General features: G+C 52.6%; 11 protein-coding genes. 7 read left to right on the forward strand and 4 right to left on the reverse strand.

Annotated features, from left to right (window positions below):
* The first annotated feature begins 205 nt into the window (after positions 1–205).
* Complete coding sequence (gene trpS, locus BN3772_RS12445; RefSeq protein ID WP_042199776.1) at positions 206–1,195, forward strand: tryptophan--tRNA ligase; 990 nt, start codon at positions 206–208, stop codon at positions 1,193–1,195.
* Here the strand turns inward: trpS and BN3772_RS12450 are convergent.
* Positions 1,192–1,386 carry a hypothetical protein gene (locus tag BN3772_RS12450; RefSeq protein ID WP_042199777.1) on the reverse strand — a complete coding sequence of 65 codons (195 nt, stop codon included), beginning with the start codon at positions 1,384–1,386 and terminating at the stop codon, positions 1,192–1,194. The two genes, trpS and BN3772_RS12450, sit on opposite strands and share 4 nt — an antisense overlap.
* Before the next feature lie 260 nt (positions 1,387–1,646).
* On the reverse strand, positions 1,647–2,651 hold the full coding sequence (locus tag BN3772_RS12455; protein ID WP_042199779.1) for a metal-dependent hydrolase: 1,005 nt from the start codon (positions 2,649–2,651) through the stop codon (positions 1,647–1,649).
* Between the two features lie 261 nt (positions 2,652–2,912).
* On the opposite strand from BN3772_RS12455, the gene cyoE reads away from it, so the two are divergent.
* Entirely contained in the window at positions 2,913–3,845 is a 933-nt protein-coding gene (cyoE, locus tag BN3772_RS12460; RefSeq protein ID WP_042199780.1) for a heme o synthase, read from the forward strand.
* Between the two features lie 16 nt (positions 3,846–3,861).
* On the forward strand, positions 3,862–4,479 hold the full coding sequence (locus BN3772_RS12465) for an SCO family protein (protein ID WP_086074550.1): 618 nt from the start codon (positions 3,862–3,864) through the stop codon (positions 4,477–4,479).
* A 77-nt stretch (positions 4,480–4,556) separates the two neighbouring features.
* Here the strand turns inward: BN3772_RS12465 and BN3772_RS12470 are convergent, their stop codons facing one another.
* Positions 4,557–4,907 (reverse strand): DNA primase, encoded by a 351-nt coding sequence (locus BN3772_RS12470; protein ID WP_042199782.1) that lies wholly within the window; start codon positions 4,905–4,907, stop codon positions 4,557–4,559.
* A gap of 257 nt (positions 4,908–5,164) precedes the next feature.
* On the reverse strand, positions 5,165–6,340 hold the full coding sequence (locus tag BN3772_RS12475) for an MFS transporter (protein ID WP_042199783.1): 1,176 nt from the start codon (positions 6,338–6,340) through the stop codon (positions 5,165–5,167).
* A gap of 248 nt (positions 6,341–6,588) precedes the next feature.
* Between BN3772_RS12475 and BN3772_RS12480 the strand changes: the two genes are divergently transcribed.
* The 4 genes from BN3772_RS12480 (at position 6,589) to BN3772_RS12495 (ending at position 11,238) form a co-directional block, all read left to right on the forward strand.
* Complete coding sequence (locus tag BN3772_RS12480) at positions 6,589–7,029, forward strand: hypothetical protein (RefSeq protein ID WP_042183229.1); 441 nt, start codon at positions 6,589–6,591, stop codon at positions 7,027–7,029.
* Positions 7,030–7,074: 45 nt separating this feature from the next.
* Positions 7,075–8,220, forward strand: coding sequence for a transglutaminase domain-containing protein (locus BN3772_RS12485; protein ID WP_042199785.1), 1,146 nt, complete (start codon positions 7,075–7,077; stop codon positions 8,218–8,220).
* A 98-nt stretch (positions 8,221–8,318) separates the two neighbouring features.
* On the forward strand, positions 8,319–10,430 hold the full coding sequence (locus BN3772_RS12490) for a peptidoglycan D,D-transpeptidase FtsI family protein (RefSeq protein ID WP_042199786.1): 2,112 nt from the start codon (positions 8,319–8,321) through the stop codon (positions 10,428–10,430).
* A 55-nt stretch (positions 10,431–10,485) separates the two neighbouring features.
* Positions 10,486–11,238, forward strand: a complete 753-nt coding sequence (locus BN3772_RS12495; protein WP_042199787.1) for a Cof-type HAD-IIB family hydrolase — start codon at positions 10,486–10,488, stop codon at positions 11,236–11,238.
* Positions 11,239–11,315 lie beyond the last annotated feature (77 nt).

The following is an 11,315-nucleotide window of genomic DNA, read 5'->3' on the forward strand; positions in this document are numbered from 1 at the left end:
GAGCGCCGTGCTTGAACAGGCTGCAGGCCCCAGTAGACCGGACGGCTCTTCCCCGTTAACGGAAGCTAAGGCTTGTTTGGTGCATTGTTCCCGCGGAACATCACAAACGGCGAATAAGGGTGGCACCACGGTCTCACGTCCCTTGCGGATGTGGGGCCTTTTTGCGTTCTGTTCACATTGAAGAACATTCAGGAGGTAGAGAATCATGGCTAAAAAAGTATTGTCGGGCATTCAGCCCAGCGGCTCACTGACACTTGGCAACTATATCGGCGCGATCAAAAATTTCGTGAAGCTGCAGCAGGAGCATGAATGCTTCTTCATGGTGGTGGATCTGCATGCCATTACAGTTGCCCAGGACCCTGCAGCGCTGCGCGAGAATTCGGAATCCGTAGCAGCCCTTTATCTGGCAGCAGGCATTGATCCGAAGATATCCAATGTTTATATGCAATCACATGTGCCGCAGCACGCAGAGCTGGGCTGGATTGTAACCACACTTACTGCAATGGGTGAGCTCGAGCGGATGACGCAGTTCAAGGACAAATCTTCCGGTAAAGATTCAGTCGGCGCCGGCCTGTTCGTATACCCGTCGCTGATGGCGGCTGATATCCTGGTCTACAATGCTGATCTTGTACCGGTTGGAGAAGACCAGAAGCAGCATCTGGAGCTGACCCGTGACCTCGCGGGACGGTTCAATCACCGGTTCGGCGATTTCTTTACCGTTCCTGAGCCTTACATCCCTGAAGTCGGCGCGCGGATCATGTCACTTGATGATGCAAGTAAAAAAATGAGCAAAAGCAATCCTAATGCAGGCAGCTACATCGCACTGCTGGACCCGCCGGATGTTATCCGCAAAAAAATAAGCCGCGCGACCACCGATTCGGGGCGTGAGGTAGTGTATGATCCGGCGAATAAGCCGGAAATCAGCAATCTGATGAGTATCTATGCGGAGTGCTCCGGCATGAGCCTGCAGCAGATTGCGGACCAGTATGAGGGACAAATGTACGGGGGCTTCAAAAAAAATCTGGGTGAGGTGCTGGTGGCTACACTGGAGCCGCTGCAGCAGCGGTATCAGGAAATCCGCAGCTCGGGCACGCTGGGCGATATTCTGGCCGAAGGTGCAGAGCGCGCCCGGAATGTAGCCTCTCAGACATTAGCCGGTGTGAAGGAGCGGATGGGCTTCCTGCCTTACCGTTAAGAAGAACGCTGTGCCCGGGCCTCTGCTCTGCGTCTGAGTCTGGCTTTCAGGATAAACCCCCAGCCGATATTAAGGATGCACAGCAGGCCCAGCAGCAGTGCCAGCCAGAGGTTATAGCTGATACTGACTGAAGCGGCTGTCAGAATCAGTATTGAAGATATTGAGAACCACAAAGACAGACCTTTACCCATACAATCCAGCCTTCCTTTCTATAGAGCAAATAAGTTTATCCTGCGGGGCTTACGGCCTGCGGGATTTTTTTGCATGCAGAAGCAGGGAATATCTGCAAAAACGAAGAATTGCTACTGAAAACGCTTTATGGAGATTGTGCCCTATGCTGCCGCAGGCGTCAAGTGGGGGATATTTGGAGCTGAAGCCAAACAGGCAGAGCGGCTGCTCTCCGGTTGCGGGAGAATGCCGTCCTGCCTGCTTGTGTAAATAAAGTGTGCGGTTAAAGCTTCATGGAGCCGGGGTCAATGGCAAACCGCTCATCCAGCTTTTCGCTGCTGAGCCAGCCTACATAAGTGTTAAGCACATGATATTCATTGTCCATAGCCAGTACGGCTACGAAAGGGAATTGCTTGCGGTGTAAATAACGCACATCCCCCCAGCGTACAATATAACCGGAGGGAAGTTCCTCAACCTCGGCCACAGCATAGGAGGTAAAGTACAGGAAGGCCTGGACGTCCGGATGTGTCTTGGATTGCTCTACTGCCGGGTGGGTGGAGCATACAGCATGCTTGAACCATTCCAGCCGGCTTCCGCCCAGCACACCGACATTGTAGCTGCCGTCTGTCTTGGCTTTAACCACATTCCAGCGCGTTGGCGAGATTGATGGGATGACAATATAGCGGTCACCGGGATCATGGTGTACGTCCTTGTTCTTAATATTGTGTGTAATCCTGGCATGCACCACCGTCCGCCAGACGTAATAAGCGGCAACGCAGATATACAGGGTGGTGAACAGCGGAGCAGGAGGCACGATACCGCTGATCCAGAGAATGATCGCAGCCGCGTGGCTTCCGAAGATAAACGGATCAAAGATATGGATGATATTCCAGGCGATCCATTTCTCGGTGAACGGGCGGGCGGCTTGGGTCCCGTAGGTATTGAACAGGTCCGAGAATACATGGACGGCAACGCCGATAAAGCTCCAGAGCGCGATATGACTTAGTGCCTGCAGATCCGTAAAGCCGAATAACGGGCCGATTACGATCGTAATTAGTGCCGGCCATAACAGCAGGAAGGGCAAGGAATGCGTAACTCCCCGGTGATTACGGATGTACACGGCGTTATTTTTAAGGCGCAGCGCGGTGTCGGCATCCGGAGCTTGAGAAGCCAGTACAGTGGCGATCATGACGGCTCCGGCCAGGGAAGGCTGTGAGGCCACGACAGGGTCAACGAAGGAAAGTCCTGCGAGTCCCAGGCCCATTACAAAATGTGTTGCTGTATCCATTGGTCAGATCTCCTTTGTACGGAAGTTCTCTATTAATAACTACCCAATTTCAGGCTGACTTATTTAGGGGGCGGGGAAATAAATAAAGTCACGTAATTGTCGAAATGATGAACATCTTGGTCAATGATTGTCAAAGTCTTTTGCGGTTTGATATGATAAAGTTAACAGCGAAACGAGTATTTTTCTCAATTGAGAATGTATTTAGAAGTCAATGCTCCGACCGAACGCTTAGAAGTCCCTTATGAAGGAGGAACACCAGACGTGGACAATCAATTGAGATATCAGGCTTCTTCCGATTCCGCGGCAGCTAAGGCCAAAGCACCCCGGGAGGGTGCAGGCTGGCGCGATTTCATTACAGTAACAAAGCCGGGCATTATCCGCTCCAACCTGATCGCTGCCTTTGCCGGATATTGGGTGGCATCCGGATGGGATGTGCAGTACGGCAGATTAATTCTGACACTGCTGGGAACGATGCTGGTTATGGCTTCTGCCTGCGTGTTCAACAATTACTTTGACCGTGACCTCGATATGAAAATGGAGCGGACACGCGAACGCGGTCTGCCGACCGGCAGGCTGAAGCCGGGTGTTGTGCTGATGTATGCTATCGGGCTCGGCATTGCCGGTCTGGCTGTACTGTTCGCATTTTGCGGCGTGCTTGCCGGGGTATTCGGTATTGTCGGTGTGTTCGTGTATGTTGTAGTCTACACCCTTTGGCTGAAAAGAACATCAACCTGGAGTACCTCAGTGGGCGCGATCTCCGGCGCTATGCCTCCGGTTATCGGTTATGTTGCCGTTACCGGTACAGTTGATCTGGGTGCCTGGCTGCTGTTCGCGATGCTGTTCCTGTGGCAGCCGCCCCATTTCTGGGCCCTCGGCATCCGCCGCAAAGAGGAATACAGGGCTGCGGGCTTTCCGCTGCTGCCGGTAGTCAAGGGAGTACGGCGGACTAAGTTCCAGATGATTCCTTACGTCGCACTGCTGCTGCCGGTACCTATACTGATGTATGCATACGACTATGCAGGGATTTTTTATCTCGTTATCTCGCTCGGTCTGTCTGTAGCCTGGCTCTACCTGACTATAATCGGCTTCAAGGCAAAAGATGATGATGCCTGGGCCAAGAAAAACTTCTTTTTCTCCATTAATTACCTCACTGTCAGTCTGATCGCGCTTGTACTGAATACGATCCACGGATAAGAGGGGAGAGGGGCCTGTGCAAACCTTGAAGCGCTACAAATGGACCTGGCTGCTGCTGTTGACCGCTCTTTGTATGGCTGCTTATCTGGCAGTCCATTCACTGGGGCTGGGCAAGAGCAGGCTGCCGGTTATCGGGGAGGTACAGGACTTCTCGCTGGAGAATGTGGACGGTAAGCAGATTACACTGGCAGATACGCAAGGGAAGGCGCGGCTGGTGTATTTCTTTTTCACCGAATGTCCAGATGTGTGTCCGATTACTACGTATATGCTGTCTGAAACACAGGATTTGCTGGTCAAGGACGGCAGCTTTGGCAAGGATACAGCATTTGTCTCAATTTCCTTCGATCCTGAAAAAGATACACGCGAGGCAATCAGGACGTTCGCAGACAATTTTCATGCGGATTATGACGGCTGGTACTTTCTGCGGGGCGATCAGGAACAGATACGTAAGCTTGCAGCAGATTCCTTCAAGGTGCTTATCTACGGGGATAACAAGGATAACTTTGCCCATGCCAATCTGATCGGTTTGGTGGACCGGGATAATCAGCTCCGCGGACTGTATGATGCCGGTGATACGGAGAATATAACGCCCGAGTTCCTAGCCGGTGCACTGAAAAGACTGGCCCGGGAGTAATAACCGGGATAATTAGAAACGTCTTGTCCGCTCCCCTGCTTAAGGAGACCCGGACAAGACGTTTTTTTTGCATGCCGTCAAAGGAAAGGAAGCGGCTGGGGATAGATGATGTATTCCTCAAGTCCGGCCTTTTCGAGCTGGGTAATGCTGTATTCATCAGGAGTCCCTTCGACACCGGCATAACCTCTGCGGGTATAGATATGAATGGCATCCGGAAAAGCATCGCGCAGAATGCCGCGGATTTTTTTGCCGGAGCTGTCGTTATCCATATAAAGGTACACTTCCCCGTTCCCGATTTTACGCCTCAGGGTATCAAGCTTCAGGGTGTTAAGCGTACCGAAAGTGCACTGGATATCGATCTCGGAGCTGAGCAGGCGGCGCAGACGGCTACGGTCGTTTTTGCCTTCCACGATGATGGTAATGGACATAAGCAGTCACCTCTGAATCTAAATTTCTGAAGGGGCGTTAAGCTTAAGCGGATTAATGATTAATACAGGTACCTACCGCTTATTTTACCTAAGCTTCGTCATTTTTAACAGCCGGATACGCGATAAGCGCAATCATTCCCCGGGAAATGTCGTAAAAAGAAAATTGCCCGGCAGCGGCCGGGCGGCGTTATGGCTGATTATAGCGGTAAAGGTGTGCGGACTTTGGCGTGATTTGTTACAGGCACCAGGAGGGTATATCAGGCTGCTGGATTATTTAAGCCTTTATGGTAAAGGGAAGGCCTGCTGATTCCTTTGGGCGGAAGCAGCAGGATAGCCGTCATGAGCAAGACGAAGGCTATGAAGTATGGCGAGACATATCCGCGAAGCTGTCCGGCGGCAACCGGTCCGGCAAAGGCGCCAAGCGACATGGCAATGGACTGCAGCGAGAAGGTGCGGCCTAAACGGCCGCCGCTGCCCAGACTGATGAACAGTGAAGCCATCGCCGGGAACAGCACACCCTTTGCTGCTCCCAGCATGAACAGGACAACACCTGCCGGAATGGTTGTGAAAGCGGCCAGGGTGAAGAAGCAGAGCGCCATAGCGAGCAGTGCGGCAGCGATGCGGGCTGCCGGAGAAGTGCGGTTAAGGAACATCAGGCTGAGTGTAGCCAGTGCCCCAAGGCTCATGAGCGAGAGCAGCACACCGGTTGAGACGATGCCGTCCTGTCCCTGTGACAGAGGCAGCTCGAAGAACAGGACACCCTGCGCGCAAGAGACGAAGAAGGGCAGCAGATAGTAGCGCCGGCTGGTGACGGCTTCAGCAGCGGGAACAGACGGTTTCGGTGAAGCCGGCTGAGACGGCGGCTGTACAGCCAGGGCACGGGCAGGTGCTTTCTTCGGCACGCTGATCAGAGCCATGAGGCCGGTGGCAATCAGCAGCCAGCCCAGAGTGGTGAAGGTGCCGGAATAACCGGCCTTATGCACGATATAAGCCCCGGCTGCCGGGGACACCACTGAGGCCAGCGTATGGATGATGCCGTGCCCGGACATATATTTGCCCTGTGTGGCTGAATCGCTGGACAGTGAGGCCAGCAGTGTCATGCAGGCGGGGGAGAGAAAAGCCAGCGCAAATCCGCTGGCTGCCCGCAGCACAAGCAGATGCCAGGGGAGCTGGGCGTAAGCCTGCAGAAGCAGCAGAATACCTGCTGCCACCAGGCTGAAGACGATGTAACGGCGGCTGCCGTTTTTGTCAACGAGTACGCCGGCCAGCAGATTGCCGGGAAGATGGGTCAGTGAATACATGCCCATCATCCAGCCTATGAAGGCAGGGCCTGCGCCAAGCGACATGGCAAACGGGGTCAGGATCGGATACTGTGCATGCAGATCAAAAAAGGCCAGGAACAGAAACAGATAGAGCCACAGTGCAGTTTTCACGGTATACACCTCCGGAAGGACCGGTCATGACCCGGAAGACGGGCCAGCCGGTTTCTTTTTGACTATCGGCATAAGGACAGCTTCAGCCAGCAGATTACAAACAGGCCTACTTGTACTGTACGTGCGCCCCGGAGGGCTTATACCATTTTATTCGTCTAACCTGCATGCACTCAGGCAATCATGAATTATATGGGGCATTCATGTATAATAATGAATATGAATATTGCGATAGGGGTGTTGTGAAATTGATGGATCCGGCAGTTTGGTCACAATTTATCAGAGAGAATTGGCTTGTTATTGTTATAGCGCTCGTCATCCTGTTTGCGGTTATTAATCTGGTCAAAACGGTGCTGAAGTGGGCCATCGCAATCGTTATTATCGCCGGTCTGTTCATTTACAGCGGGGTTACTATGGATCAGATCGGTGATGCAGTGAATAAGGTGGCAGACAGTACGGTAAGCACTCTGAAGAGCGAAGCCCAGGAGGTTATGCTGAGCGAAGCCAAGGAAGCAAAATACACCTCAAACGGAGACGGTACCTTCACGATTACGACGCCGAATCTTGAGGTTAAGGGGACAGCGGGAGAAGATAAGGTGGAAGTGACCTTCCGCGGTGTCAGCCTCGGCAAGTGGAGTATCACCGATACGACCAAAACATTTATAGACGAAGCCCGGAAGAACGGGAATTAGCATGCATACCGTTGAGGCGCTATAAATGCAGAAAGGGGAATGGACATGCTGGACAGCTGGATAGCAAGCTTAAGTGAAGCCAACCTGATTTCGATCCTGCTGCTGCTGGTCGTGCTCTTTTCCCTCCTGCAGGGCTACAGCCGCGGATTCAGCCGTGCGGCAGGAGGATTGTTTGGTCTCCTGGGAACCGGGCTGCTGACTGTAGCGGCACTGATTATCGCTATTCCTGCGGCGTTGTATTTTTCACCGGTCGCTGAAGGCTGGGCAGCATCGGTGGTGCTGCCGGACAGTCCGCTCAGCGGGTGGCAGCAGCTGTATTACACGGCTGTATCGGTGCTTGAGGGCTCACCCCTGGTGCGGTTTTTCCTGCTGCTGCTGTTAAGCTACAGTCTGATCCGCCCGCTGCTTGGGCTGCTGTTCATGTTCCTGCCCTTCCGCCTTACGGGACGCAAGGAGCGTCCGCATGGCCGGAGAATGAACCAGACCAGCCGGCTGGGCGGTGCGGTTATCGGGCTGGCTGTCGGGCTGGTCCGCGGACTGGTGCTGGTCTTCGCCTTGTATATAGGAGTCGGGCTTAATCCGGACAGCGGGTTCAGCCGCTATGTCGAATCCTCTCCTATATATAGCCAGAGTGCGGCAGCCGTGTTTGAACCGATTGCCGGCGAGAATGTGCGCAGCAGGCTGCCTGTCCTCACGAAAGCGGTAGCCGCCGAGATGAACGATATTCTGCGCCGCAAATATGAGGTGATTGATCATGACATTTCACCTGATATTGAGCAGGCGGCAGCAGATATTGCGGGACAAGCTGCTGATTCTGAGGCAAAGGCCAGGCAGCTGTATGACTGGATTGGTTCCCGGATTACCTATGATTACAGCAAGGCGGATAATTATGAGCAGAATGGAATCTGGAAGGAGCAGACGCCGCAGGATACATTCGATACCCGGCTCGGAGTCTGCATTGATTATGCCCGGCTGTATGCGGTTATGGGCCGCTCCCAGGGACTTCAGGTCCGCGTTGTTACCGGACGGGGCTATGACGGGCAGGGGGGCTACGGCCCGCATGCCTGGAATGAGGTCTTTATCCCGGAACGGCAGGCCTGGATTCCGCTTGATTCCACCTGGGCCTCCAGCGGGAACTGGTTCAATACGGAGGATTTTGCCGAAACCCATCTTAAACAGGATGTAATGTGACAAAGAGGAAGTCAGACCCGTTATATGGTACAATTCGGGTGGAGTACGTGCATGATATGCCCGAAATGTTTATTTAAGCTGTAAAGGAGTGAAAAACTGTGAGTTTTTTCCGTAAGCAGGCCTCTCCGCCAGACAAAGATACTACCAAGAGCTCGCTTGGCCTGCGGATTAACGTGTTTTTTTTCAGCACGTTTGCTATTTTCTGCGTCATTATTATCCGTCTTGCCGTTGTACAGTTTGTTGAAGGGCCTACGCTTACCGAGGTGGAGACCAGCCGTGATACCAAAAATGTCCCGCTTGCAGCAATCCGCGGTGTGATCCGTGCGGCAGGAGGCGAGGAGCTTGCTTATTCAACTTCCGTACAGTCGCTTTACATTACATTAACCAAGGAATATACAGCTAAAGCCACGGACAAAATTACCGGCGAAACGGCGCTGACCCCGGATGCCAAGGCAAAGGGCGAGGCACTGGCAGCGAAGCTGGTTGAGGACTTTAATAAATACGGTGATCCTGCTGCTGCCAAGCTGACAGAACAGGATGTCATCGACTCACTGGATTTGTATTTCAAGAAATATTCGGGCTTCATGGCCCGCCGGATCAAGGCAGGGCTGACTTCGGAGGAAGTGGCTTATTTCATGGAGCACAAAAGTGAATATCCCGGCCTTGCAATTGTCGAGGAGAGCAGCCGGCACTATGATAAGGATACGGTAGCCGTGCAGACGATCGGTTATATCAAGCCGTTCAAATCCTCTAACAGTCTGGATATCTACAAAAATATTCAGGCGGCAATGAAAAAAATAGATGCTGACCCCGGCCTGAGCTATAAAGATGATGAATTTGTCGGATTTGACGGGCTTGAGCTGCAATACCAGCGAGAGCTGCGCGGTAAAAACGGCTATCAGGTAATCTCCGTGAATCCGCAGAACATGGCAGAGAAGGTCGAAGAGGTTGTGCCTCCTGTCAAAGGCAATGATGTATGGACGACCATTAACAAATCCATTCAGATGAAAACCGAACAGGCGATTACGGATCAGATCAGCTGGCTCCATACCCACGCCGTGCAGGGCAAGACCCACACCGATGCGCTGACAGGCTATGCGGTAGCCATGGAAGTCGATACCGGAAATATCGTGGCGATGGCAAGCATGCCGGACTATGATACCAATGTGTGGACGGCCGACAAGATGGATACGAAGGTATGGAACGAGATAATGGGTAACTATCAGAACGGGACCATTACGCCGTATTCCTCGGGCATGTCAGGCCATGAGTTCGGTTCTACCGTACTGCTCGGCTCGACCATTAAGCCGCTAAGTGTACTCATCGGGCTGAATGAAGGCTTTTTTACAACTTCAACCATCTATCAGGACAGAGGGATTGCCTACTTCGGTAAAAATGATAATGCTTCTGTACGTAACGCCTCCGGTCATGTATACGGATCGATGGACCCGGCCAAAGCGATTGAGAAATCCTCCAACGCCTTCATGGTTGATATGATCGGCAAGAAGCTATGGGAGAAATACCAGAATAAGGGGATTGATGTCTGGGATCAATATATGAAGGAATTCGGATTAGGCGTCTCTACCCAGAGCGGATTGCCGAGAGAGTTCCTCGGACAGATCAACTATACCGATACCAAGGCCGCGGGAAGCGCGCAGGCCGCTCTTGTCTATGCCTCCTTCGGCCAGCAGGGGCGTTACACCGTGCTTCAGCTTGCCCAGTATGCTTCTACTCTGGCAAATGAAGGCGTACGGATTAAGCCTCAGCTGGTAAGCAAGATTACCGATTCCAAAGGCAATGTCGTTAAGCAATTTGAGCGCGAGGTGCTGGATGAAGTCACTACCTTCGACAAGGCACACTGGAGGGAAGTAATTAAGGGCATGAAGAGTGAGGTTTCTGCATTCTCTGACTTCTCTTATGATTTTGCCCGCAAGACGGGGACCTCACAGCAGACGGACAGAACGAATACGAATCGTGATAACGGGGTGTTTATTGCTTTTGCCCCGCGTGATAAACCTAAGCTGGCTGTTGCCGTAGTTATTCCGGAGGGCGGATTCGGTTCGAACAGTGCTGCCCCGGTAGCCCGTAAGATTTTTGATGCGTATGACTGGGAGTACGGCCTGGACGGAGTACCGAAAAAATCACTGAAATCTGCGGATAGTGAGGCAAATGCAACTGACGGCACAAATGCCGCTGATTCAACAAACTAAGCAATATTAATTAGCCCCTCATCAAGAGGGGCATACAAGAAATGGAGGGGTGGCAATGACTGCCAAATACCGCCTGCTTGCACTGGATATGGATGGAACCCTGCTGAATGATGAACAACTGATTACCCCGAAGACAGTAGAATGGATTCAAAAAGCGGTTGATGCCGGCGTGCATGTCTGCCTGTCCACAGGACGGGCGTTCCGGAGTGCTATGCCATACGCTGAGCAGCTTGGACTTAAGACGCCGATGATTACTGTGAACGGCAGTGAACTCTGGCGCGAGCCGTATGAGCTGTACCGCCGTTCGCTGATGGACCCGGCGCTGATTCAGCAGCTGTACGAAATTGCTGAGGAATACGGGATCTGGTTCTGGGCTTATTCCACAGAGCAGGTCTACAACCGTAATAACTGGGACGGGGACATTATGAACAGGGAGTGGCTGAAATTCGGTTACTCCACAGAGGATGACGAGATCCGCCATAAGCTGCTGATGCAGCTTCAGGATCTGGGGGGACTGGAAATTACCAATTCCACACCGACTAACCTCGAAATTAACCCGCTTGGCGTGAACAAGGCTTACGGAATCGGCGAGGTCTGCAAGCTGCTGGGTATTGAGATGTCCCAGGTGGTGGCCGTAGGCGACAGCCTGAACGATCTGGCGGCAATTCAGGCCGCCGGTCTGGGTGTGGCCATGGGCAATGCCCAGGAGACGGTGCAGCAGGAAGCGGATGCTGTCGTTGCCTCAAATAACGAGGACGGCATCGCCGAAGTAATTGAGAAATATATATTAGGTGTAACTGCAGAATAGCTGCAGTGTGTACACTTATATTGAGTCAAAGCTGGCTCCCGCGGCGAATAACTGTATTCTGGAGACAATTTCATAAT

This window comes from Paenibacillus camerounensis (assembly GCF_000723885.1).
Lineage (GTDB): Bacteria > Bacillota > Bacilli > Paenibacillales > Paenibacillaceae > Paenibacillus_AQ > Paenibacillus_AQ camerounensis.

Excerpts from the sequence above, each read along its gene's own strand:
- trpS (WP_042199776.1), top strand. The coding sequence starts at position 206 with ATGGCTAAAAAAGTATTGTCGGGCATTCAGCCCAGCGGCTCACTGACA.
- BN3772_RS12450 (WP_042199777.1), bottom strand. The coding sequence starts at position 1,386 with ATGGGTAAAGGTCTGTCTTTGTGGTTCTCAATATCTTCAATACTGATT.
- BN3772_RS12455 (WP_042199779.1), bottom strand. The coding sequence starts at position 2,651 with ATGGATACAGCAACACATTTTGTAATGGGCCTGGGACTCGCAGGACTT.
- BN3772_RS12470 (WP_042199782.1), bottom strand. The coding sequence starts at position 4,907 with ATGTCCATTACCATCATCGTGGAAGGCAAAAACGACCGTAGCCGTCTG.
- BN3772_RS12480 (WP_042183229.1), top strand. The coding sequence starts at position 6,589 with ATGGATCCGGCAGTTTGGTCACAATTTATCAGAGAGAATTGGCTTGTT.
- BN3772_RS12485 (WP_042199785.1), top strand. The coding sequence starts at position 7,075 with ATGCTGGACAGCTGGATAGCAAGCTTAAGTGAAGCCAACCTGATTTCG.
- BN3772_RS12495 (WP_042199787.1), top strand. The coding sequence starts at position 10,486 with ATGACTGCCAAATACCGCCTGCTTGCACTGGATATGGATGGAACCCTG.